Raw genomic sequence first — 25,359 nt, 5'->3', positions numbered from 1 at the left:
TTCTACGCCTTTCGTTTGAAGTGATAGTGCTCTTTTTGATATTTCGACGGCGTTGTTTGGTAAACATCTTTGAAAGCCCTGCTGAAATGGGAAGGTGAAGCAAATCCCGTATCGTAGGAAATCTGGGTAATTTGCATCCCCTCTTCCAGCATGCCTCTGGCCTTTTCAAGTCTGAATTCTCTGATCACGGCATTGAATGGCTTGTCAAAAGACGACTGGAACAAGCGCTGAAGATGCCTGTCACTGACCGCCATCATTTCCGCGAACACAGGTTTTGTGAAATCTTCATCGCCGTAATGTTTTTCCATTAATTCCAGTGCTTTAAAATAGAATCGCTGTCCCTGCTCATTTTCAAATTCGGGTAATTCGTCCTCTGGTTCCTCTGTGACATGTTCAGTCACCTCCGGCTCCACAGGTTGGTAGCGTTCAAATAAATTACTTATTCTGGATAGCAACAGCGGTTTCTCAACCGGCTTGGTCATATAGCTGTCGGCACCGGCTTCAAGTGCCAGCCGTATACTTTTAGGATCGCCAAAGGCAGACATGAAAATTAGCGGCACTTTCGCCAGAGAGTCATCTCTGCGCAGGGCTTTTGCGAAAGCCAGACCATCCATATCCGGCATTTTATAGTCAGTCAGAACAAGGTCAGGCTTTGCTCTGGCAACGATATCCAACGCTTCCTTACCATTCGATGCCATCAGACAGCGATAAACACCTCCCAGCAGGTCACGGATATAGGTGCGCAATTCCTCGTTATCATCCACTACCAGAATGACTTTTCCTTCACCTGCCAGTTCACGATCGATGTTGTAATGACGTGCCGGGTTTTCTTTCACTTCCTTCGCCATGGCCTGCGACTTTGTTGTTGATCCTGTCATAGGCAAAAATACGGTAAAACAGGAACCGGCTCCGGGCTCAGATTCCACTTTAATATGCCCGCCGTTAGCAATAACAAGTTCCTTCACCAGCGCCAGCCCCACTCCTGTGCCTTCGGCTTCATTTTCCAGGCGGGTGTAACGTTCGAAAATTTTATCCACCTGCTCTTCAGTCATGCCGGCTCCGTTGTCACTGACTTCGATGACCAGTTGCAACTGCCGTTGTTTTACCGACACTCCGATTTTTCCGCCTTCAGGTGTATATTTCACTGCGTTGGAGACCAGGTTACTGAGAATTTTTTCGAGACTGTCAGTGAATAACGTAATTCGCTTCTGGCCAGAGCACTGCCATGTTAACTGGTGTTTCTTCAGCGCCGCGTATGCTTTTAAGTCAAACATGATGCGGGGCATATCATGATCCAGCTCATAATGCTGGGGAGGCAGGGTCTTGATGTATTCCAGTTTTTCCAGTTCCAGCATCTGGTCAACCAGCACACTGATCCGGTCTGCATTTCGCGTAGCGAGCTCAATCCGCTCCACCGTTTTGTCTGAATCCGGCGCTTCCAGCACTTCCTTCAAAGGCCCGAGTATAAGCGTGAGTGGTGTACGGATTTCGTGTGACAAATTCGCCATTGCACGTTGTTTATTCCGCAGCATCCGCTGCATAAACTGGTTGGTATCCTGAATGATACTATTTTTCTCTTCTACCAGCGTTGTAAGCATAGCCCCCTGTTCATCAACCCGTTTCAAATAGCTTCTGTAAGCGAGATAAATACCAATAATAACTATCACCAGATAGACCATCATTGCCTGCCACGTGCGCCACCACGGTGGAAGTACGTTCAATGGGATAGTAGTAACAGGCTGCTCTACATGGCTTCTGGGGTCGTGGATGCGGATCTTCAGCGAGTAACTATCAACAGGAAGCTCGCTTAAAGTGATTATTCTTTCTTCCGGAGCTAATTTGATCCAGTCGGAATCTCTGCCAGTCAATTTGTATTCGTAGCTAAGCAAACCTCTGGCAACATAATTTGTCGCAGGAAGACCAATTGTAAAACTGTCTTCTACAGTGGAGATCCCCTTTTCGCTACCTGGGGTTTCCACAGAACTATCAGCAATTTCAATTTTTATCTTTGATGTATCGATGTTGTGCTTTTTCTGACTGAGTTGCTTCAGATTTTCCAAAAAGCTATTTTTTTCAAGCAAATTACTTTGCTTGTCACCCCTTACTAAGATGAAGTTCTTCGTTACCTCGATTCCGTCAAACTGAAAGTCTGAATCGGTAATTCCAAAGCTCTTTCCTACAAAAATGTTTTCTCCATGCTCTTTACCAATAGCGAATAATCCGTTGTTTGCAGCTACAAGCCAGTATTTATCTAGGGAAACAACATCACGAATGAATCCGGGGCCGGAATTTTTCATCCCAGCGTCACCTGACATTAAATCTTTAAAGAGGAATCCGTTACCTGATGTACCGATTAGTAAACTTTCATTATCAGAATAAATAGATGTATATACCTGATATTGGTGAGATATTCCGAAGTCAATTTGCTTTATCCCGGAGTTACCTGCAATCTCGAAAATCCCCACTCCGTCGACGGTCAGGATTAAAGAATCATTTGTCGTTCTTCGTATATTTGAAATGAAATAAGGTAATACTTCTTTGTAGCCATGGCTGAGATTAAGCAACTTGTTCCCTTCTGAATCCTGAACCAGCGCGTAGATTATCCCGCCTACCTCAAATGCCTCTAAAACACTCTTAAAAACTACTTCGTCGATTTTTCCTGATATGCCTGAAGGAGAATAGTTTTCGTTTACTTTTACGTCTAACGGGTAAAGGTTAAACTCTTCATCAAACAGATTTACAGCCTCATGCCCATAGAGCACCCTTCTCCCTTCAACCTGGAAAATAGTATTCTCCATTTCGCTATCTTCCGAAATGTTCGTAACAGCAACTTGAGAATTATTTCTTGAAAGCAGAGTATCTGAATTAGCCATGGATTCTACAGACATTACCTCCTGCCCGGTGAATGGCAGGTTCGTAGCGGAGATGGATTTGATTAAATCAGAAAGGACAACCAGGCCATGGGTTGTATCAACTGCAAATAAATTCCCATATCTGTCTTCAGCCATATCTGTGACTATAAGAAGCTCATTTTCAGCTTGCAAAAATTCGTGTGCTATCAGTTGTTCCTGTTTCGAATCCAGATAATATAAATTTTCTGCTGCCACCCATACCTTCTCATTCTTATCGATGAAAATTGAACGGACTGGTTGTGAATCCTCGTCGGAAATATTTTTGGAACTGACTAATCTCACACCTTTTGTCATCTTATTAAAAATAAGCACACCACTATCTGCGCCAATGTACAGGTGTTCTTCGTCAATGGTCAGTGTATGCAGTTTTTGAGAAGGCTCGATTGAGAGATTAAACTGTGCCCACGATTCGCTAGCAAAAGAATAGAAAAAAAGTCCTTCATCTCTGTCAATCCACCATATTCCGTCTGATGAATCGTCCACTGCCAAATCAACGACCTGGTCACCAATGACAATTCCTTTACCCCTTAAATTTGAACTCTCCTGCATTGTCGCAATATTATAAATGTGGATGTTAGAGAGTGTACTAACGATGATTTTGTCGCGGCCGATATCTGTTTTCCAAAAACCTCTGTTCTTAATACCTGATGTGTTAACAGGCCTTACTTCGTTGCTACTTGTATCCATTAAGTACAAGCCATTTCCATAAACACTTATGAGCAAATAGCGATTATTCAGGCGGTCGATATCAGTCACCCATGTCGATATCCCTGCACTATTTTTTGCCTTTGAGAATTTTAATAATTCTCCGGCCCTTATATCCATTAACCCATTCTCACCGCCGGTCCAGATACCGTCTTCCGATACGATTATCGCAGAGGGAATACCTATGGTCAGGTCAGGAGATTCGTAGGAATAGTCAAGTTCAGACTGGAAACCGGAGGCAATTACACCTAATGAGACATTTAATATACAAAATAGGACAAATAAACCAAAAAACTTCATTTTGGACACTCCATGACCTTTTAAGACAATCCATTGCTCTGGAAAACGAGATAATCATCACGCTTTTAATGAGTTCTTATTTATATTAATCATAAACATGGAGAAGATTACAATGGAAATATTGTATAAAATTAACGCATCGGATGAGTTGGGTAATGCCGATATTTTAGAGTTTATCAGTGGAGGAACGTTACCTGAGACAAATACAATGGAGCAGACTTCGGCCGTAGTGCCAAAGGCTCCGCCTAAGTTACCTGTTTATCCTTCAAGTTTAGATTAAACCAACAACCACTGCATGCCCGCATTTTCTGCGGCCTGCTGATCGTAGATATAGTCTCCCACATAAAGGATATGTGCGGGGGCTATTTGCCATTGTCCGGCAATCATAAGTAGTGCCGTGGGATCGGGCTTGGCAGGGGCGCATTCGCGGGTGAGCACGGTTGAAATGGGGATTTGGTTATTGCTGATTTTAAGCGCTGTGGCCTGTTTGCAGTTGCGGGTAACAATGGCAACGGGCAGATCTGCTTTGATGACGGCATCTACCATGGATTTTCCTGCCGGCAGCCATTTCGCATTCTCAGCATCGGCCATTTCATGATCCAGAATAACCTGATGTGCCGATGCTCTTGAGGTTTCATCAGGCAGGTTATCGATAAAGGTAAGGATATCTTCGCCGGCAGGGCAACCTATTTCCCGGCGCATTTGAGAAAAGTCGAGGACAGACTCCACCAGCGTACCGTCTAAATCAAATATCACTCCGCTGACATTCGTCAAATCTAACTTCATCTCTGTTCTCTCCTTTGTTGCCCGGCATCTGCTGCATCTCTAGTGTAACGAACCATGTCGCTTTTGAATCTAACATTTATGTCATCAACACTGACATTGGGGTAAATGCCGCCAGTTAGTTGTGTACTGAGGAGACAAATACGCCCGCTTCATTCGCCAGGGTTGATGGTCACCTTTCGCCGCGATGCCAATGGTACTGCTGCCGTATTTTCTGTTAATGGCGTCCATGCATGCCATCAGCTTTGTATTCCCTTCGCTTTGTGCGAACAAATCCGGCTGCTTTACATCTTCATCCTGAATTTCAATTGCTCCCACGCCGCACTTATGAAACAACACGCCTTCTTTATATAATGTATCAGCTGCATTACCGGCGGCTTCTGACAGCATTCGCGTGTCAGCGGTGGCAATAGCAAAACGGTGCTGTACAGCTTTATGATAATGCCCGCTGGCAGCGAAAGGGTTCGCATGGGCAAACAGGGTGAGTGTTTTCACGGTACAATTTTGCTTCCTGAGCTTTTCAGCTACCCGCTCAGCATGCCAGCAAAGTGCCTGCCGTAAACTCTGATGGTCCGTAACCGGATGGCCAAAAGCGCGGGTAGCATAGATTTGCTGTTTTTTAGGACGATGACTTTCCCATTCGATGCAGGTAACACCGTTAAGCTCCCGCACGGTACGTTCAATCTCTACAGAGAATTGCTTGCGGATACTTTTAGGCGCTGCGCAGGCAAGCTCCCACGCAGAGCGCACACCACTGCTTTCCAGCTTTTCCGCAATACGCCGGCCAATCCCCCACACATCCTGCGGCGACATTTCCTGTAAGGTGCGCTGGATCTGTGTCTTTTCAGCAAGCACCGCAATGCCGGATTGATCTCCCAGTCTTTTACCCGCATGGCTGGCTACCTTCGCCAGCGTCGGCGTAAGCCCGAAACCCACTCCTACAGGCAGGCGTAACTGCTGCCAGACAGCACGCCTGATAGTTTCACCGTAGGCGTGCCATCCTTCCGGCGGTTGCCAGTTATCAAAATACAAAAAGCACTCGTCGATAGAATACACATGCTGGTGAGGCGCAAAACCGCCAACAATATTCATCATCTGGTTGGACAAATAGTCATACAGTTCATAATTAGACGACCTGATCACTGCCCCTTTTTGTTCCAGCAGTTTCTGTACCTTGTAGTACGGGCCGAATTTCTTTACGCCGAGAGCTTTGGCCTTATCGCACAACGCACAAATGCAGCCATCGTTGTTTGTCAGTACCACCACGGGTTTGTCACGGATAGCGGGGTCAAACACCTTTTCGGCGGACGCATAAAAGCCGTTGGCATCGACTAACGCAAACATTGTCTTAACTGCCTGGTATAGCGATGCATTCTGACAGAACGGACAACAATGCCTTCTTCTTCGAAGGTATCTCCCTCCCCCAACACGTAAGGCTGCTGATGTTTGCCGGGCGATACCAGAACCATAGCTTTGCGATCGAACAGCTTACACACAAACACACCATTCAAATTAGCCACTACTACATCCAGCGAAGTGGGTGCAGCAGCGCGGTCGACAATGAGTAAATCGCCATCGAATATGCCCACGCCGGTCATCGACTCTCCCTGTGCCTGGCCAATAAATGTAGCAGTGGGATGGTCGATAAGCAGCTCGTCGAGATCAAGCCCAAGCTGACGGTATTCGGCAGCCGGGGACTCGAAGCCGGTGATACCAGCCTGTGCAATAACCGGAATAATTCTCAACATAGTACAAAAAACAGTTGCCTCAGATACTGTTTATTTATACAGTAATTATGAATCAGGTTAAAATTAAATTTCATTTTACGTTCGACATCGGAGAACCATCATGGCTATTACAGTGCAATATGTTGTTTCGCATAAAGGGGTAGAAAAGTTGGTCACTACAGACAAGAAGGAAGCTGATCAGTATGACAAAATGCTGGATGCGGCAGACAATCTGGCTGCTTACATCGGTGCGAAAGGTATCAAGCTGGAAGACGACGTGATTGAGAATCTGTCTGTCATGCTGGCAAAGAATAAAGATGCCGTCGGCAAATTGCTCAAAGGCGCTTCTGCTGATGACGTCCTCGACGCCGAATCAGCAGAAGTGGTAAAGCTACAGGCAAACAGTAAGAACTAAAAGCGGGTTACACCACATTCCGCTTATTGGTAAAGCGGGTGATAACCGAGTGAACTTCGTTAACGGTTTTACGCAGACGCTGGCTGGCATCTAAAGATGATTCAGATGCCCGCTGGGTATCTTTGGCACCATCGGCAATTTCTACGACTTGCTGATTGATGTGTTCTGCAACAGAACTTTGCTGCTCTACTGCGGAGGCCATTTCGAAGGTTTGATCTGCAATAACACTCACGGCCTGATTAATATCTGCCAGTGTTTTACGGGTATCTTCGACAATGGCCGTGCCCTGCTCGGCTGACGCCATACCGTCATTGGATACTCTAACAGCACGTTCTGACCGCTCAGCCAGAACATGGATAATATTATGAATTTTATCTGTGGACTCTCTGGTTTTTGACGCCAGTGACCGTACTTCATCAGCGACCACAGCGAAGCCTCGTCCCTGCTCGCCGGCGCGGGCAGCTTCAATGGCAGCGTTCAGTGCCAGCAGATTTGTCTGTTCAGCAATGGTCGATATCAAACTGGCAGCTTCACCAATATCATTCGTGGACTGCGCCAGTTCCTGCACGGTGACCGAAATAGAACTGACCGCTTCTTTCAGTGCCATGATGGCAGATAACGCTTCATCCGCTTTCTGATTACCGGCTTCCACATTTTTAGAAGCAGAGCGGGCGCTGTCTGCATTCATATCAACCCGCTCTGATACGCTTTGAATAGCCTGCGACATCTCGTTAACGGCTGAAGCAATGTTTTGCGTTGCCTCGTTTTGCTGCACGACAGCCGTACTGGTGATTTCGGCCTGCTGATGAGTGGTGTTAGCAATCGTATCCAGCCCCGCGGCAGCATCCTGAATGCGGGCAAGGGCTGTACGGCTGCGCGCAAGCTCGCATCCCAGAACCAGTTTGGCACGTGACCGGTTACCGAAGTCGGCAAAATAGGTTTGCGATACCACCGGATTCGAATAGCTGTCCGGAGAAATATCAATAAGCGCCTGCCAGTCACCTTTAATTTTAGAGGCCATCCAGAAACTACACAGCGCGAAACCTGCGGCAGCGATAACAGCAGGCAACACACCCGTTGTGGCGAATAAAGCCGCTACGGTAATAAGCCCCATTACGATAAATGGCAGGTAATTTTTCATGTAGTGAACGGCCAGTTCACCGGTTGACGTACTGGACTTACCTTCACGTAGCCGCTCGTAACGGTATTCTGCACGGGCAATTTCGTCCGGCAAGGCCGGCACACGAACTGATTCATAACCCGTGATCTGAGAATTTTCAAAAACCGGGGTCACGAAAGCCGAAACCCAGTAATGATCTCCGTTCTTGCGCCGGTTTTTTACCAGTCCCATCCAGATATTGCCGGCAGATAAGGTATCCCACATTTCGCCGAACACACCCGGCGGCATGTCCGGATGACGTACAATATTATGGTTTTTTCCAATCAGTTCATCACGGCTGAAACCACTGACTTCAACGAACTCATCATTGCAGTGCGAGATCACACCACGTTTATCGGTAGATGAAATGAGCCGGTAGTGCTGAGGAATGTTATAAAGCTTCTGGGTAACCGGTTGATTATTTCGCATATAATTGACTCACATCCCTGCTTTCTCAGAAATTGGTTAAGGGTCACCTTAACCTTAGCCTATATTTAGACTTTCGAGTAATTGACCTTTAAAAAAAGAGGGAAGGGAGTTTACAGCCCGGAACTGAGTTTGAAAAGTCAGCATTTACTAATGTAAATACACAGAGTTATCACTGCAGAGGGAAATTGAGGGTCACAGTGGTTCCGGAACCGGTATCGCTCTGAATATCTATCCAGCCATTATGAGATTCCATCAAAGCCTGGGCCACAGAAAGGCCAAGACCTGTGCCGCTGCCGGGAGGGCGGGTAGTGAAGAAAGGCGTAAAGATTAATGGCATGTGCTCAGGCTTTATTCCTTCACCATTGTCTTTTATAAACACTTTAACTGCGCCCGGCAGATCAGCTACAGCGATACTGATTGTGCCGCCGGATACACAGGCATCAATTGCGTTTTCAACTACTGCCTCAAGCACCTGCCTGATTTGCTTCCTGTTAACCAGTACCTGTGAGCGGGAATCCGACGCATCGAAATTAAGAGAAACATTTGCAGGAATTCGCCTGATGATTTCCTCCAGACCAAACTCAAGAAGATCATCTAAATCTTCCCAGTTACGTTCCACGGTAACCGGAGAAGAAAAAATCTGCAGTGAGGAAACAATTTCAGCAATACGGTTAGCGCCTTCCAGAGAGGATTTTTGCATGTCTGAAAGCATTTCTCTCACATCCCGCAGCAAGTATTTCAACTCCATGTCAGCGGGTAATTTAGCTGCAGAGGTGCCGCCCTTTTTTAACTCATCCTTAAGTTCATCCCAGGCATCGAACACATCCTTCAGCATATATTCCTGAATTTCACAGTTACTTTTGATAAAGCCGATGGGGTTATTAATTTCATGAGCAATACCTGCAGCAAGCTGGCTAAGCAGTGTCATACGGTCCACCATGGCTATGCTGTCAGAGGAAGGTTTGGCTGACTGTTTAAATGTATCAGCCTCACTGTCAGGAAGTTGAGACAGCAACTGATGATATATAGCGCGGGTTTCGCTGAGAGCACGACGCAGGTTTTGATTTGCCAGATAGGCATCGCGGGAGTAATTATTGAGCATGTCTTCAGCCGCCGTACGCGCCAGCTGCTCACGACTCAATTTTCTCTGCAACAATGCAATTTGCTGCTGCAACTTCTGAATATCTGAACTCACATTAATCTCCGGCAGCCGGACGCCAAATCCGCGCGTTCAACGGATTTCACAGTCTGCTCTGAAATCATATACAAACCCTGAACTAAAGCATAGCTCCGGGTTGTCCAAACTACCCGGCCTGAACATCGAATTTATTCCAAAGTACACACCGGGATCACAATCAGCCGCGAAAACATTTGGCCTCCGCTTTGATCCAAAGATCGCTTTGATCATTTTTACCCGCAAATCAAGTCTTTTTTATGCACAAGGCTGTGGATAACTTTGTGCATTGTTTGTATACATGGCGTTGATGACTGTATTACCAGTCCCCTCCGGCGCCAACAGATTAAAGCCTTTGATACCATCGCAGCGCAGAAACCGTACGGTGTCTATCAATTCGACAATAATAAATAGTCAACTCTTTTTTGATTGCTTTCCACCAATACCACAAAAGTTTGGCTTGTGGAAATAATCCTACTAATCCTGATCCACAAACAAGGAGATCCGGCAAATACATACCGTCCGGGAGGATCGCTCCCGATCCCGTACCCCCCTATCCGCCACATCAAATAACACTATTGATAATTCCAAATTTCCAATATCCATGCGGCGCCGCAGACTGGTTATGGTTAACAAACCATTAACTTAACAGCCGTCTTAATCCCAGCTTAATGGAACAGGGCGTAACGTTGCATTTAACACAAATGTAACAACGCCTGACAAGAGGAGCAACTAATGAGAATACTTCTTGTAGAAGATGAAGAACTGCTATGCAGCAGTCTTTCACGGGCGTTATGTGAAGAGTGTTACGCCGTAGATACTGCCAGCGACGGAGACAGCGCCGTCTATCATGCCGAAAACTGGAGTTACGATGCAGTCATTCTGGACATTATGCTGCCCGGTTGCTCCGGCTGGAAAGTGCTGGAGCGAATCCGTCGCTTCAGTCATGTACCGGTAATTATGTTAACGGCACTGGACGGACTGAAAGAACGTATTACGGGGCTGGACAGCGGAGCCGATGACTATATCACTAAACCCTTTGATTTATACGAACTGCTGGCAAGACTGCGGGCTGTAATACGGCGGTCTCAGGGTCATTCATCACAAATCATAGAAATAAATGATGTTTGTCTGGACACACAGGCCAAACGCGTCACCCGTTCCGGTGAAGAAATTCACCTCACTGCCAGGGAATATGTGATTTTCGCGCACCTCGCCTGCCGTAAAGGTCACACCGTTACACGAACAGAACTCTATGAACACCTGTTCGACGAAAAAGACGACACGATTTCCAATCTGATTGACGTACATATCTCCAGTTTGCGCAAAAAACTGGGAGCTGAACTGATACGAACCCGCAGAGGACTGGGTTACTTCATCGGAGATGACTTGTGATGGGCCATTCTATCCGGTTTCGTCTTCAGCTATGGATGTCGTGCCTGTTTACCATCATTCTTCTGGTAGCGGGTATCAGTCTTTGCATTATTGATGATAAGGCAAGAATGAACAGCATAGACTCGTCTTTGACCCATAAACTTGCCGCCGTTCACTTCGCAGCCAGAGACAGCCTTGAGTTCAACAAACCTAAAGCTGACTGGCAAGTGCCCCCACATAAAACGGCAAAAGTTTATGATTCCAGAACCCAGAGCCTTAACGATCTGCTTCTTGGCCCCGGCAGCGAACAGTTTTCTGAAGGCTGGGTACAGGAGAAAGCTTACTTCATCGTCTGGGATTCAAAAGGAAAGCGCCTGGTAGCGAGCCGGAATGTCCCCGCTACAGCATCATTGCCAGAAGTCACAGACAAAGGACCGGTTATGTTCAGATGGCAGGAAAGCGACAGAGAAGCGTATCAGGTAACGGCGTCTGATGACATTGTGCTGGTCGGTCAGTCATCAGAGCCTGTCTATGCTGAACAGATAGCATGGATCCAACAGTTAGTGATGTTAGGTACTGCATTGCTTGTCGCTGTTATCTGGGGTGTAAGACGCATTACGGATACGATTATTTCCCCGCTGGAATCCCTGGCTTGTCAGGCTTCAGCTATATCAGCAGATACCATCAGCCGCCATATCAGCGTAGATAACACGAAAGATGAAATAGGTAAGCTTGCCGGCGTACTTAACGAGACTTTCGCCAGACTGGACACTGCTTTTTGCAAGCAAAAGCAATTTGTTGCTGATGCGGCGCATGAACTGAGAACACCGCTGGCAGCGATACGCACCAGCATTCAAACGTCGCTTTCCCGTCCGCGTTCTGCTGATGAATACAGAATGACCCTGGAGGACATATCTAGCAGAACAGATCGCCTGTGCACCCTGAGCGAGTCACTATTGTCTCTGGCAAAACTGGACGAGTCACAGGAACGCCGGCAGGAAACCCCGGCCCTGTGCGCCGCTACGGTTGACCAGTGTATATTCCAGTTGCAGGAGCAGGCTGCGCTCAAAGGTATGCAACTTATCAATGTGACTGCCGGCACCTTACTGGAAATTGATGCAATTCCACTTCAGCAACTCTTTACCAACTTACTCAGTAACGCGATTACCTACGGGGAACCTGATACTGACATCGTCATTCAGTCCTCAGCCTGCGCTTCATTGCCGGGTCAGCTCGTCATTGATGTCATTAATGCCGGGCCAACACTGTCCGCAGAAACTCTGCGCTGCATGTTTGACCGTTTCTACAGAGCCGACCCGGCCCGAGACACCACTAACAGTCATGCCGGTCTGGGACTGACAATCGTTAAAAAAATCGTCGCAGAGTACAAAGGCGCTGTCAGCGTCCGCAGTCACGACAACATCACCACCTTTACCGTCACTTTGCCAGTGGCACAACAAAACACAGTAACTACCGCATCAAAGAACAACAAGGAACACATCCATGACGCACTTATTTAAGCCGCCCTGCCTGACCTTAACGCTGCTTGCTTCAGCGATAACCTGTGCCTTTACTCAGGCGCACGCACAAACTTCCCCTGAAAATTCAGGCGAAATTGAAACCATCATTGTCACGTCGTCCAAAACCGTGAAGTCCATACAGGAAGTGCCTGCCAGTATGGCAGTCGTAGATGAAGAACAAATTTCACAGGCTGCGAGGGTCTCTGCCAGCGATATTCTGTCGAATGTGGCCGGTGTGGAAGTACAGGGCGCAGCGCGGGGTCAGGTGATCGCCATTCGCGGCCTGGGCTCAGACTTACCGCCGGGCGTCGGGGAAAGTTCGGTTTCTACCAATTATGACGAAGTGTACTCCATCCGTGCGGAAGCCGGCCTGCTGGGCTTTTACGACCTTGACCGTGTGGAGGTAATGCGCGGCCCCCAGGGAACATTGTATGGAAGAAATGCCACTGCAGGCGTCGTTAACTTTATTTCCAAAGATCCCACTCTGGATGAAGTAAAAGGTCATGTCACCGGGAGCCTGGGAAATTACAGCTTTAAACGGGCTGAAGGCGCCATCAATATCCCCCTGTCAGACACTCTGGCTGTCCGCGTTGCCGCAACAGGCGTTGACCGCGATGGTTATTTATCTAACGGGCATGCGGATATGAGCGGCAATGGTCAACGTATCAAGCTGCTTTATCAACCGAATGATGACCTGCGCATTCTGGCAGGATACGACCGCATTCATCTGGGTGGTATGGGAAGTGGCGGTGTGGAAGACAGTAACTGGGACGCCGGGCTTTACTACACAACAGCCGATCCGGACATTGGTGACGGACAGGACTACACGGCAGACAAATACTACCTGAAAGCCGACTGGAAACTGGGAGCAGGAACACTCACTATTCTGCCATCCTATCAGGAGGCTTCGGGGACTAATGAGGGCTTTTTCGGCGGACGTGGTTCAAGTGGTTATGACCCGAAAAATGTAGAACAGAATGCGCTGGAAATTCGTTACGCCAGCTTACCCGGCGCACCGGTTGAATGGGTATTTGGCTACTATCATTATGATTATGAACAGTACACAGAAGCATTTGTACTGAACACCGATGGCTCTGTTGCTGACACCGCTGAGTTCAGCAATAACACCGGCGATTCGGATGCTATTTTTGCACAGGCAACATTCCCTTTAAGTGACGACTGGCGGCTGACCACCGGCGCCCGTTACACCAAAGACTCACGGGAGGCTCAGGGCACAGCTCCGCCGCCGGTAAACCTGTATACCGGCGTACGGGAAGATAACTTTTTCGACTGGAAACTGGGTATCGAGCATAACGTGTCTGAAGATACGTTACTGTTTGCTCAGGCAGCTACCGGATTCAGGCCCGGCGGGGTAAATCCGTTTAACGGCGACACCATCGTGCCAGAGGATCTGTTGTCTTATGAAGGCGGCATAAAAACACGGCTTATGGACAACAGATTACAGTTGAATTCCAGCCTGTTTTATTACGACTACGAAGACTTCCAGATCGTCGATTTCTTTATCACAGCCACCGGGTCGAATCTCGTTTTTTACAATGCTGATGCTACGAACTGGGGCGGGGAATTTGAATTGCTGGCGGCTCCGACAGAATACAGCACACTGAATCTGTCGCTGGCTTACCTTAATTCTGAAATTACCTCAGATCTCTGCCTGAATCCTTTCGGCTATGCCGGTGAAGCAGACGCAGCCTGTGCTGCACTCAGTGCCACAGCACTGAATTTCAACGGAGAACGACTCCCCCACTCTCCTGAATGGACACTGAAAGGTGGCTATGAATTACTGCTGGAAGGAGAAGGAGGCTGGTATGTCGTCCCGCGCCTGGACATCAGATATGTATCAGAACAATACGTGGCTCCCAGCAATCAGCCTGCTGCATTGCAGGAGGGCTATCTCACCGGAGACTTCACAGTGACCTGGCATAGCGCAGACGACAACCTGTCCGTTTCTGCCTTCGTCAAAAACATCGCGGATGAAGCCATCAAAACCGCCTATTTCGTTGGTTATTCCATTCCGGGTGCACCAAGAGAATTCGGTATTACGGCGAATTACCGCTTCTGATTTCACTTTCCGGCCTGCCGGCGCGGGCCATCGTTTTCAACAAGGAATTACTATGCTCTCTTCTGAATCAGGATTTTCGCGACGTTTAGCCGCTGCTGCGCTCTCACTGGCGCTGGCGACCACGGCGTTCAACGGCACAGCTCAGGAAGCCATGCCCGGCCCGCCGCCTGCCATGCCTTCAATTAAAGATACGCAGTATCAGTCCATACTGCATATAGACAATGACCGTCTTACCGTTACCGGACGCATAAACAAAGGAAGCGATACCTCGCTATCACAAAATACGGTTTCACATCTGTCCGTGTCGAATAGCAAAGCGGATGTGAACCCGGTGCTGGTTACCGGCGTTAAATCGAATGTCACCATCCGCGATATGACCATTTCTTCAGATGGCGGTGGCAGCAATGACTTTCTGGCCAAAGGAGCAGGACTACTCGCCGCAGAGGGAATCGTCTCAATATACGACTCAAGCATTGAAACCTCAGGCGTGATTTCCAGCGCACTGGTTTCCGCTGAACGGGCCACACTAAAAGCTTTCAACAGCCATTTTGTTTCCCATGGCGGCAAACTGCCTGATGATTATGTTCCTGTTATTGGTCCGGGCATGAAAGAGCCTCCGGCACCGCTGGGCATTAAGGGAACTGCCAGAACTCATCTCACAATGAGTAACGCCCGCAGTTATTTTTATAATTGCACGTTCGAAGCCGATGGCTGGGGAGCTTTGTCCACCGATGCTTCCGGCGGAGAAGCTTACCTGGAGGTGAATGACAGTATCGTCAAGGTAAATAACTCCGGATACGGAGCCTATGCGGATTTCGGAGCGAGAGTGGTTATCAATTCATCCGAACTTCACTCAGCCACTTATACGGGAGTTATTGCCGGTGCAGCAGAAATGCAACTTAACGCCTCAACATCTTCGTCGGGCGCTAATGTGATGATGATTCATTCGGTAATGGGCAACCCCATGGAGCAAGGCAAGCTGATCATAGAAGGCGGCAAACACGTCAGTCAGGGAACGGCACTTTTGATAAAAAGTGCCAATGCAGACATCACCCTCACCGGTACGGAAATCATCGCCGGTGACGGAAAACTGATACAGGCAAAAATTAACGACGACCCGCACAGAACGCGAACCGGAGGTAAACCTGTCCCCGGCTCAGCGGTAACCATTTCTGCCAGCCAGCTTAGCGGAAATATCATCAATGAAGATTCAGAACGATCACTGGCAGTCAGCTTAAAGGCCGGCAGCAGCATCCATGGCGCGATGCAAAATGTCACGCTTTCTGTCAATGAAGACAGCCTGTGGCATGCTACAGAAGACAGTACCGTTGTAATCACAGACCCCGCTGTGCTGGACAGAATAGCGCCGCAACCCGGTGTCAAAGTGATGGCCACCGTGCTGTCTGACTCACCGTCAGTTCCGCGCATTATCAGGAAAGAAAATAACAGCGAAATTATTGTCGCAGCCGCTACCTCAACGAAAGGAATCTTATAATGCATTACGCACTCAAAACGGCACTGACAGGTGCGGCCTTCTTCACGATGTCTTGCATTGCCCTTGAGCAAACTGCGGATTCACTCGTTCTCAAAGCCGGTGAAGTAAAGCCGGTGTTTCAAAATACCCGCTTAAGTACACTGACTATCGCGCCCGGGGCGCAAATTATCAGGCCGGGGAAAGCAGTTACGATGCTCGCTAACGGTGTTGAGACGGCAATGAAGCCCGGCACGTATAAAAATGTCGAACTCGTTATCACATCCCGCTTTCATCACAGCCCCGCAGGTGAGACTGACCGGGGCGTTGATAACTTCCGCACTGCGCTTCTGATAAACGGTGACGGCATGGATACCGGCCGCTCGGTAACACAAGCAATTTCCGCTGGCAGCTATGACGCAAAATCAGCGACTGGCCTGGTGATTGAATCTGACAGCGGTAATTTTAATGGCATCATGGCAGACGGTGATATTGAATACCATGTATCAAATGCCGTATTTAAATTTAACTCAAACAGTAACGGTCTGGACAGCAGTGATTTCAGTGGATACGGAGCCGCATTAGCCGCTTACAATGGCGCGAAACTCACTGTCACGGATTCTGAAATTGAAGTAGGCGGCGTCGCCAGACTCGCTTTTTATGCCTTTGGCGGGGCGGATATTCTTATTGAGGACTCGGAATTTTCAGTCCACGGTGGCAACCTGTACGAAGACTATCCGAACAGTGCCGATTTTTCGGCTATGGTTGCGCCCCCCTGGGTACTGGGTATAACAGGGAGTGCGCGGGGTACCAACATGATGGGAAATAAAACAACCTTCACCATGGTGAGAACCCGTGCAGAAGCAGCAAACTGGGGAGTATTGTCTACCGACCTGGGCGCAGCAATGCTGCTGACCGTTGTAGACTCTTCATTGACCCTCACCGGTGAGAAAACCCCGTTAAGCCCAAAGTATGGCAGCGGTTACGGTACATATATTCTCGGTTCAGAGCACTTCTACTATGGCGTCACGATTAATGCCGGCACCTATGCCGGAATTATCCGCGACGGTGATGCTTACTACGGAGCTTCAAATTTCAAAGAGCCGCTGGCCATTTACCCCAGAGAGCAAATTCCCACCGGCAAAACTGTCAAAGACTTCTTTGGTAATGACAAGCCTGTTTTTGACGTAAAGCCTTCTGAAACTGCAGTGTTCACTGATATAAAGGGTCAGGGTAAAACATCAACGATTTCTTCTGATTTCGCCGGCTGGATGTCTCATGGCGACGGAAAACTGGTTCTGGATGGCAGGACAAGGGTGAAAACAGGAAACGCTGTTTTTTTACTGAAAGACGGCAACGTGGATATTACAGTTAAAGGCGACAGCACACTTGAACCGGCAAACGGCGTGCTGCTGCAGATGATAGATAATGACGATATGCTGGTTGGTCTGCAACAGGACTCTCAGGTCGCAATCCACTTCAATACGGTATTCAATGAACCGGCAGGGTATCCGGGCATTGATTACGAAACAGCGGCTCCATCCACAGATAAACGCCAGCAGGTTTCTCTGACACTGGAAGATACAAAGCTGACCGGTGATATATTTAATGCCACCGGATATGCCGGAGGTCAGCCCGGAGACCATCTGAACATAGCGCTTAATAAGAATGCCAGTTTAACCGGCACGGTCAGTGCCACCAGCGCGATCCATGTTGATGAACACGGAAGCCAGAAAACACACATCCCCATGGAAGAATATTACTACCTTGGCAACGTTGCTAACCGGCAGCATTACAACGGCGTGAATGATATCAAAGTATCGCTGAAATCAGGTTCTGTATGGAAGGTAACATCCCCGGCACTGGTATCAGAGCTGCAAATCGAAAAAGGAGCTTCAATTCTGTCCGCTGGCGGTTCGCCTGCCAGCATTTCAGTGAATGGTAAGCCGGTGAGTCCGGAAGCCGGTCACTACACCGGTGTTATCACTATCCGGTAGACACTAAAAAGCCCGGCGAACCGGGCTTTTTCAATCTGCGGAAAGAAGGGCTTATTTGCCTTCTTCGTAACGCTTGGCGCTGGATACGATTTCAGCTTTCGCTGCTTCTGCATCTGCCCAGCCGTCGATCTTAACCCACTTGCCAGGCTCCAGATCTTTATAGTGAGAGAAGAAGTGCTCAATTTGCTGTTTAGTCAGCTCTGGCACGTCGTTGATGTCTTTCACGTCGCGGTAAATAGTAGACAGCTTGTCTACCGGCACTGCCAGAACTTTCGCATCAGTACCTGACTCGTCAGTCATGTTCAGAACGCCAACAGGACGACACTTGATCACGGAACCGCTGATAATAGGGAACGGCGTCATAACCAGTACGTCAACCGGGTCACCGTCTAAAGACAGTGTGTTATTCACGTAGCCGTAGTTTACCGGATAGTGCATGCAGGTAGCCATGAAACGGTCAACAAACATTGCACCGGTGTCTTTGTCTACTTCATATTTTACCGGGTCAGCGTGAGCTGGGATTTCGATGATGACATTCACCACTTCTGGCATATCTTTACCAGCAGGAACGTTGTTAAGGCTCATGAAATAATCCTTTGATTTGTTAAATTAAAAACGGGATTTGTCCGGGAAAACAAACACACTGTATTCCCTTTCACGGCAAAATCGCGCCTAAGTATACGGTGACTACCGTAAAATAAAAACTGCTTAAGACCCAAGTCTTAAGCAGTCTTCAGTATTTTTGTGCTGAATGTGCGCTATTTCGCTTTAGCGTGATAGTTCAGGCACGTTTCCACTTCTTCTTTGGAACCTAAAATCACCGGTACACGTTGATGAATTTCGGTGGGCATCACTTCCATGATACGACCTGTCCCCGTATCGGCCAGGCCACCGGCCTGTTCCATCAGAAATGCCATCGGGTTGGCTTCGTATAATAAACGCAGTTTACCGGCTTTAGACGGGTTACGGTTGTCATAGGGATACATAAAAATACCGCCCCGGCAAAGCAGACGGTGAATATCCCCCACCATCGCCGCCACCCAGCGCATGTTGAAGTTCTTTTCACGGGGACCGTCTGTGCCCGCCAGCAAGTCAGCAATATAAGCTTTCATCGGCGCTTCCCAATGGCGCTGATTAGACGCGTTGATTGAAAACTCGGATGTTTGCTCAGGCACCTGCACATTAGGGTGCGTTAACAGGAAACCACCGTGGGTTTTATCCAGTGTATAAATATGCGTGCCACGGCCGGTAGTCAGCGCCATCATGGTTGACGGACCATACAGTACATAACCGGCAGCAACCATTTGTGTACCGGGCTGTAAAAACGCAGACGGGTCGTCCGGCTCCATCCACTGCGGTGCATGGGCGATAGAGAAAATAGTACCAATCAGGCTGTTGATTTCAGTATTCGACGAGCCATCCAGCGGGTCAAAACTCACCAGGTAGTTACCTTCAGGGTTACACGGTACCACCGTGTCTTCTTCTTCAGAAGAAATGGCTTTTACATAGCCAGAATCCCGTAAGGTATCTTTCAATATCTGGTTAGAAATCACGTCCAGCTTCTTTTGGGTTTCCCCCTGAACGTTTTCACTCAACGTCGAACCTAATACCCCCGCCAAAGCGCCCTGACTGACACGGAAAGAAATTTCCTTACAGCCCGCCAGCAATGTACGGATAAGCAAAATAAGCTCAAGAGGAGCGCCGTCTTGTTGTAGTTGAGAATTTAAACGTTTCATTGTGTGCAATAGCCTTGTTTATTTATGTAGGGTAATGATTCGCTTTGCGCCGGCATTCCCGCCAGTGTCCAAAAGCCAATCTGAATCACTTTGCTTTATTATTGTATGCCGGTGTTTTCGTTCCACTGGCTGGTAGCAAATGTAATTAAAACGATTGTAACCGCGAATGGACCACAGGGAAACGGCTTATTCTTACATTGCCGCGTACTCTGGTATTGGCGTGCACACCGGGAGTTCTGCTAAAGTAGCCACCTTAATCGTACACAGGATTCTTATGCACGTTCACATTCTCGGCATTTGCGGCAGCTTTATGGGTGGTATTGCCGCAATCGCCAAATCGCTAGGCCACAAGGTGACCGGTTCCGACCGTAATGTTTATCCGCCAATGAGCACTCAGCTGGAAGCGCTGGGCATTGAGTTAACAGAGGGCTATGACCCCGCTCAGTTCGAACCGGCACCGGATATGGTTATCATCGGCAATGCCATGTCCCGGGGCAATCCTGCTGTTGAGTATGTTTTAAACCGCAATCTTCCCTATACCAGCGGTCCTCAATGGCTGTTAGACAACCTGCTTACCTCCCGGTGGGTGATTGGAATCGCCGGCACCCATGGTAAAACCACCACCTCCAGCATGGTAGCGTGGATCCTTGAACATGCAGGCCTGGCGCCCGGTTTTCTGATTGGTGGTATTCCGGAAAACTTCGGCGTGTCGGCACGCATTGGCGAAAGTCCATTCTTTGTCATCGAAGCGGACGAATACGACAGTGCCTTTTTCGATAAACGCTCTAAGTTTGTTCACTACCGTCCGCGTACGCTGATCCTGAACAACCTTGAGTTCGATCATGCGGATATTTTCCCTGATCTTGCAGCCATTCAAACCCAGTTCCATCACTTAGTTCGTATGGTGCCGGAAAATGGTCTGATCCTGTCACCACAAAAAGACAAACCGCTGAAGGCCACACTGGAAAAAGGCTGCTGGTCAGAACAACAATTTACCGGAAAAGACTGGGAAGCCAATCTGCTGACTCCTGATGGCAGTGCTTTTGAGGTACTTTTCCGTGGAGAAAAAGCAGGTACTGTTAACTGGTCTCTGGTGGGCCAGCATAACGTGAATAACGCCCTGATGGCTATTGCAGCAGCGCACCATGCCGGAGTGGCAACAGCGCAGGCTATCGAAGCCCTCGCCACATTTAAAAACGTGAAGCGCCGTATGGAAACCAAAGGTACCGTGAATGAAATTACGGTATACGATGACTTTGCCCATCACCCCACGGCCATCACTACCACCATTCAGGGTTTACGGAACAAAGTGGGTAAAGCCCGCATTATCGCAATTCTGGAACCCCGTTCGAACACCATGAAAATGGGCGTACACGAACATACGCTGGGCAACAGCTGGCAACAGGCTGACGAAGTGCTGCTGTTTGAGCCTGCCGGGATGAAATGGTCACTGGCAGAGACCGCCAAACACAGTGACACACCGGCTTACTGCTATCATGACGTAGAGAGTATTGTCCAGCAGGTGAAATCCATCAGCCGGCCGGGCGACCATGTACTGGTGATGAGCAACGGTGGTTTTGAAGGCATTCACCAACGACTGCTGGATGCACTGGCCAGTGCTGACGTCACACATTCCTGAGGAAGCAGAAAACGCTATGACAAATAAAACCATCACTCTGGCGATTACCGGTGCGTCCGGTGCACCGTATGCCATGCGCCTGCTGGAAATACTGGTCAAAGCCGATTACGACATTTTTGTGCTGATTTCGTCAGCCGCGAAAGTTGTTTTTGCTACCGAAGAAGAAGTGAAAATCCCGTCGAAGCCGGATGCCGCCAGTGCATTTTTCAGTGAACGCTTCGGAGCCCGTGAAAACCAGATCCGTGTGTGTGGCAAGGAAGAATGGTTTTCACCTGTGGCATCGGGTTCTGCAGCACCTAAACAGATGGTGGTGTGCCCGTGTTCAACCGGCACATTGTCAGCTATAGCAACAGGGGCCAGCGACAACCTTATCGAACGTGCTGCCGACGTGGTGTTAAAAGAACGGGGACAACTTATTCTTGTTACCCGTGAGATGCCGCTTTCGTCTATCCATCTGGAAAATATGTTAAAACTGTCACAAACCGGTGCGACAATCATGCCCGCTTCGCCCGGCTTCTATCATAATCCAAAACAAATCAGCGACCTGGTCGACTTCGTGGTAGCCAGAATTCTGGATCACCTGGGCGTCGATCAGACATTAATGATGCGCTGGGGCTATCAACACCATAACGACAAATAAAAGAGGAACTTTCATGCAGGCGTTTGCTAAACGGACTATTGCACTTTCTTTCTGCCTGGCATCGACCATGATGACGAGCCTGCCCGCCTTTGGCTGGGGACAAACCGGTCACCGTGTTACCGGCGCAATTGCAGAAAAACATCTGACTCCCGCTGCCAAAGCGGCCATTGTTAAGCTTCTGCCAAATGAATCACTGGCTGAAGCGTCTACGTATCCTGACGAAATGCGTTCAGACCCCAGTGAATTCTGGCGTAAAACTTCGCCCCCCTGGCACTATGTCACTGTGCCGGAAGGTCATGAATATCATGAAGTAGGAGCGCCCGAACAGGGAGATGCGTACACGGCACTTCAGCATTTCACCACGGTACTGAAAGACACCAAAGCCAGCAGAGAAGATCGTCAGGTCGCACTGCGCTTTATTGTGCATATCATTGGCGATCTCCATCAGCCTTTGCACGCCGGTAACGGGACTGACAGAGGCGGCAACTCGGTCAAGGTACGCTTCTTCTGGCAAGACAGCAACCTGCATACCGTGTGGGACTCAAAAATGCTGGACTCAAAGCAGTTGTCCTACACGGAGTGGACAGACTGGCTGGATAAGAAAATCACCACGAAGAACCTGAAAGACTGGCAGGCGCTTGATGCCAACGTGTGGATAAAGGAAAGCACGGAAATCCGCGATACTATTTATCCTGAAGACGCCAACGACATGTCTTATGACTATGTGTACGACTTTCTGCCCGTAGCAAAAACCCGTTTGCAGCAGGCCGGTGTCCGCATTGCCGCGTACCTGAACAACGTGTTTGCAAACACGAAATAAGTCCATAAAAAAACCTTCCCGGCCAAACCGGGAAGGTTTCTTTTGAAAACTCTGTGAAGCCCGCAGGCTTAGTCTAAATCCAGCGGCTCCGGCGATAATATAACGCCTGTGCTGTCGGCATACAGATGATCTTCCGGCAGGAAGGTTACACCGCCGAAATTAACCGGCACATCCACCTCACCGGTACTTTCCGTTTCCGCGTTCACCGGGATAGACGCCACTGCCAGAATACCAATGTCTAAATCTGCCAGAGTATCCACTTCACGGACACTGCCGTAACAAACAATGCCTTCCCAGTCGTTATCGATTGCAAGCTGGGCTGAAGCGGCATCAAGTAATGCACGGCGGGTAGAACCGCCACCATCAATTAGCAAGACTTTTCCTGCACCGGGCTGCGCCAGTACGCGGTCTATCAACCCGCGATCTTCAAAACACTTAATGGTTGTGACTTCACCACCAAACGAATAACGTCCGCCATAACTGACAAACATGGGGTCGACCACATCTACGCTGTCTGCAAATAAATCGCATAATTCAGAAGTGTTATAGTCCATCACTGTGCCTTAATTACCGGAAAAGAAACACTGACCCGCGATTCCGCCAATACCCTCACAGCCCCCGTTTTTAAAACGGCATGGAAGTTTACTAAGGTGATTGATTGGAAAGAGAAGATGCGTTGTCAGAACTGTTGTTAGCATAGCACTAATTACCATAATAAAAATACCTCGCTTCCGCTTATTTCGGTAAATCTCTGCGGCCTGTCATAAAGGTTTCTTTTTTTTGTCACGGCAGATTCACACATGCTGATTAGCTTATATTGTAATCAATTGTAATGAGGCCAGGGCCGTGCTGAACCGGAAATCCTTGACCAAAGCTGATACTGATTTGTTTTTTTGGCTTTACCGACTCACACAAAAGCGTAACTGTACCGGCGTTATCTGGTTGTCAAAAACCGGAGACGGCTATCTGTACTTCATCATCGGTATGCTGCTGTGGGCTTTCGAGCCTGAACACGGCGAGCTGTTCCTGTATACCGCACTGATGGCCTACGGACTCGAACTGCCGGTATATGTAGTGCTGAAACGTATGTTCAAGCGTCCCCGCCCCTGCGATTTATTGAATAACTTCACGGCCCACGTTACGCCGTCAGATAAATTCAGTCTGCCATCCGGGCACACCGCCGCAGCCTGGCTGATGGCCAGCATCGTAGCGCATTTTTATCCGCCTTTTGCCATTCTGGCTTACAGTTGGGCAGCGCTGATTGGCCTGTCCCGTATTTTGCTTGGTGTGCACTACCCTACCGACGTGATAGCCGGTGCACTTCTGGGCTTAACCATTGCTTCTGCGAGCTTAATGATACTGGGGTAGTATGAGAATTCTTTATGGCGTGCAGGGGACCGGCAACGGTCATATTGCCCGCGCACGCATCATGGCGGCAGCTTTTGCACAGCGCGACGACTTTACCGTTGATTTTGTATTTTCCGGACGGGATGAAGACAAGTACTTCGACATGGAAGTATTTGGTCCGTACCGCACCTTCCGTGGTCTTACTTTTATTACCAGTCACGGTCAGGTAGACCGCATTGCAACACTCAAAGCAAACCGCCCCGGTCAGTTCTGGCAGGATGTGCGTAACTTTGATGTCACCGGCTATGATCTCCTGATCAACGACTTTGAACCGGTCACCGCCTGGGCAGCAAAACGTGCGGGATTACCGTCTATCTCTATCAGCCATCAGGCATGTTTCACTTATACCGTCCCGAAAGCCGGCGACGGTATAATCAATAAGCTCATCCTGAAATACTTTGCTCCCACGCAGGTACAGCTGGGCGTACACTGGTTTCACTTTAACCAGCCCATCGTACCGCCGTTTGTCGCAGATGAGCGTCTGGCCTCACCGTCAAAGAGTCATGTTCTGGTTTATCTGCCTTTTGAACACGTGGATGACATCCGCCTGATGCTGGAGCCGTTAACCGACCAGCAATTTGTGTGCTACCACCCGTCAATCAAGGGCCATTACGAAAGTGGCCATATCAGTTGGAATCCCCCTTCCAAGGCAGGCTTTCAGCATCACTTACAGCATTGTAATGGTGTGATTGCCAACGGCGGCTTTGAGCTGTCCAGTGAAGCATTACATCTGGGCAAAAAGCTGTTGATTAAGCCGTTACACGGCCAGTTTGAACAATTATCGAACGTACTCACGTTAGATAAAATGGGACTATGTCATTCCCTTTTTCAGCTCGACACTGACACTGTGGAAGAGTGGCTGGATGCACCGGAAAATGAGGCCATTCAGTTTCCTCAGGACCCGTCACTGCTGATCAACTGGCTGAAACAGGGTGACCTCAGTGACACCCGTTCTCTGTGCGATGCTCTGTGGGAACAAGTGGAATATGGCGATAAAACGAAAGAGCGTTTATTGACGCTTGCAATTTAACACCGCAGTGCCATCATAGCAGCAATTTTAGTCTTTCTATG

20 protein-coding genes are annotated in these 25,359 nt (G+C 48.6%); 11 read left to right on the top strand and 9 right to left on the bottom strand.

The features are described 5' to 3' along the window. Positions 1-2: 2 nt before the first annotated feature. The 4 genes from AC4PME_RS11670 to AC4PME_RS11655 all read right to left on the bottom strand — a co-directional run bounded on the left by AC4PME_RS11670 (position 3) and on the right by AC4PME_RS11655 (position 6,448). Complete coding sequence (locus tag AC4PME_RS11670) at positions 3-3,917, bottom strand: hybrid sensor histidine kinase/response regulator transcription factor (RefSeq protein ID WP_491045959.1); 3,915 nt, start codon at positions 3,915-3,917, stop codon at positions 3-5. 276 nt (positions 3,918-4,193) lie between these two features. Beyond that, entirely contained in the window at positions 4,194-4,703 is a 510-nt protein-coding gene (locus AC4PME_RS11665; protein WP_491045960.1) for an HAD family hydrolase, read from the bottom strand. 84 nt (positions 4,704-4,787) lie between these two features. After that, on the bottom strand, positions 4,788-6,044 hold the full coding sequence (locus AC4PME_RS11660) for a Y-family DNA polymerase (RefSeq protein WP_491045961.1): 1,257 nt from the start codon (positions 6,042-6,044) through the stop codon (positions 4,788-4,790). Then, positions 6,032-6,448 carry a S24 family peptidase gene (locus tag AC4PME_RS11655; protein ID WP_119499814.1) on the bottom strand — a complete coding sequence of 139 codons (417 nt, stop codon included), beginning with the start codon at positions 6,446-6,448 and terminating at the stop codon, positions 6,032-6,034. Before AC4PME_RS11655 ends, AC4PME_RS11660 begins: the two co-directional genes overlap by 13 nt. A gap of 100 nt (positions 6,449-6,548) precedes the next feature. Between AC4PME_RS11655 and AC4PME_RS11650 the strand changes: the two genes are divergently transcribed. After that, the gene (locus AC4PME_RS11650) at positions 6,549-6,842 is read left to right on the top strand and encodes a YebG family protein (RefSeq protein ID WP_119499813.1); all 294 of its coding nucleotides are present in this window, start codon (positions 6,549-6,551) and stop codon (positions 6,840-6,842) included. 7 nt (positions 6,843-6,849) lie between these two features. Here AC4PME_RS11650 and AC4PME_RS11645 read toward each other — a convergent pair whose 3' ends face one another. Beyond that, positions 6,850-8,430: a methyl-accepting chemotaxis protein gene (locus AC4PME_RS11645; protein ID WP_491045962.1), complete on the bottom strand. Its 1,581-nt coding sequence runs from the start codon at positions 8,428-8,430 to the stop codon at positions 6,850-6,852. Between the two features lie 169 nt (positions 8,431-8,599). Beyond that, on the bottom strand, positions 8,600-9,625 hold the full coding sequence (locus tag AC4PME_RS11640) for a sensor histidine kinase (RefSeq protein WP_491045963.1): 1,026 nt from the start codon (positions 9,623-9,625) through the stop codon (positions 8,600-8,602). A 714-nt stretch (positions 9,626-10,339) separates the two neighbouring features. Between AC4PME_RS11640 and AC4PME_RS11635 the strand changes: the two genes are divergently transcribed. From AC4PME_RS11635 to AC4PME_RS11615, 5 genes are read left to right on the top strand one after another with little or no spacing between them, the layout of a single operon-like run. Next, on the top strand, positions 10,340-10,999 hold the full coding sequence (locus tag AC4PME_RS11635; RefSeq protein WP_491045964.1) for a response regulator transcription factor: 660 nt from the start codon (positions 10,340-10,342) through the stop codon (positions 10,997-10,999). Then, the gene (locus AC4PME_RS11630) at positions 10,999-12,498 is read left to right on the top strand and encodes an ATP-binding protein (protein ID WP_491045998.1); all 1,500 of its coding nucleotides are present in this window, start codon (positions 10,999-11,001) and stop codon (positions 12,496-12,498) included. Before AC4PME_RS11635 ends, AC4PME_RS11630 begins: the two co-directional genes overlap by 1 nt. Then, positions 12,482-14,578, top strand: a complete 2,097-nt coding sequence (locus tag AC4PME_RS11625) for a TonB-dependent receptor (RefSeq protein WP_491045965.1) — start codon at positions 12,482-12,484, stop codon at positions 14,576-14,578. The genes AC4PME_RS11630 and AC4PME_RS11625 overlap by 17 nt, the downstream gene beginning before the upstream one ends. A gap of 52 nt (positions 14,579-14,630) precedes the next feature. Continuing rightward, a complete protein-coding gene (locus tag AC4PME_RS11620; RefSeq protein WP_491045966.1) occupies positions 14,631-16,073 on the top strand; it encodes a hypothetical protein in 1,443 nt (480 codons plus the stop codon). After that, positions 16,073-18,046, top strand: coding sequence for a hypothetical protein (locus tag AC4PME_RS11615; RefSeq protein ID WP_491045967.1), 1,974 nt, complete (start codon positions 16,073-16,075; stop codon positions 18,044-18,046). The genes AC4PME_RS11620 and AC4PME_RS11615 overlap by 1 nt, the downstream gene beginning before the upstream one ends. Before the next feature lie 51 nt (positions 18,047-18,097). Here AC4PME_RS11615 and ppa read toward each other — a convergent pair whose 3' ends face one another. Then, positions 18,098-18,631, bottom strand: a complete 534-nt coding sequence (ppa, locus tag AC4PME_RS11610; RefSeq protein ID WP_119499810.1) for an inorganic diphosphatase — start codon at positions 18,629-18,631, stop codon at positions 18,098-18,100. A gap of 173 nt (positions 18,632-18,804) precedes the next feature. Continuing rightward, positions 18,805-19,782 (bottom strand): class 1 fructose-bisphosphatase, encoded by a 978-nt coding sequence (locus AC4PME_RS11605; protein WP_491045968.1) that lies wholly within the window; start codon positions 19,780-19,782, stop codon positions 18,805-18,807. 274 nt (positions 19,783-20,056) lie between these two features. Between AC4PME_RS11605 and mpl the strand changes: the two genes are divergently transcribed. The 3 genes from mpl to AC4PME_RS11590 are packed head-to-tail and all read left to right on the top strand — an operon-like array spanning position 20,057 to position 22,881. After that, the gene (gene mpl / locus AC4PME_RS11600; protein WP_119499808.1) at positions 20,057-21,421 is read left to right on the top strand and encodes a UDP-N-acetylmuramate:L-alanyl-gamma-D-glutamyl-meso-diaminopimelate ligase; all 1,365 of its coding nucleotides are present in this window, start codon (positions 20,057-20,059) and stop codon (positions 21,419-21,421) included. 16 nt (positions 21,422-21,437) lie between these two features. Continuing rightward, positions 21,438-22,061 (top strand): flavin prenyltransferase UbiX, encoded by a 624-nt coding sequence (locus tag AC4PME_RS11595; RefSeq protein ID WP_119503262.1) that lies wholly within the window; start codon positions 21,438-21,440, stop codon positions 22,059-22,061. Between the two features lie 13 nt (positions 22,062-22,074). Next, positions 22,075-22,881, top strand: a complete 807-nt coding sequence (locus AC4PME_RS11590) for a S1/P1 nuclease (protein ID WP_491045969.1) — start codon at positions 22,075-22,077, stop codon at positions 22,879-22,881. A gap of 68 nt (positions 22,882-22,949) precedes the next feature. On the opposite strand, the gene rraA is transcribed toward AC4PME_RS11590, so the two are convergent. Further along, on the bottom strand, positions 22,950-23,435 hold the full coding sequence (rraA, locus tag AC4PME_RS11585) for a ribonuclease E activity regulator RraA (RefSeq protein ID WP_119499806.1): 486 nt from the start codon (positions 23,433-23,435) through the stop codon (positions 22,950-22,952). A gap of 310 nt (positions 23,436-23,745) precedes the next feature. Here rraA and AC4PME_RS11580 point away from each other — a divergent pair, with 310 nt between their 5' ends. Both AC4PME_RS11580 and AC4PME_RS11575 read left to right on the top strand, forming a co-directional pair. Continuing rightward, positions 23,746-24,249: a phosphatase PAP2 family protein gene (locus AC4PME_RS11580; protein WP_442858437.1), complete on the top strand. Its 504-nt coding sequence runs from the start codon at positions 23,746-23,748 to the stop codon at positions 24,247-24,249. Between the two features lies 1 nt (position 24,250). Beyond that, entirely contained in the window at positions 24,251-25,318 is a 1,068-nt protein-coding gene (locus AC4PME_RS11575) for an MJ1255/VC2487 family glycosyltransferase (protein ID WP_491045970.1), read from the top strand. Positions 25,319-25,359: the final 41 nt, after the last annotated feature.

This window comes from Alteromonas sp. (genome assembly GCF_984505615.1).
The sequence above is the reverse complement of the archived record's forward strand: the minus strand, read 5'-3'. Positions and strand labels throughout refer to the sequence as shown.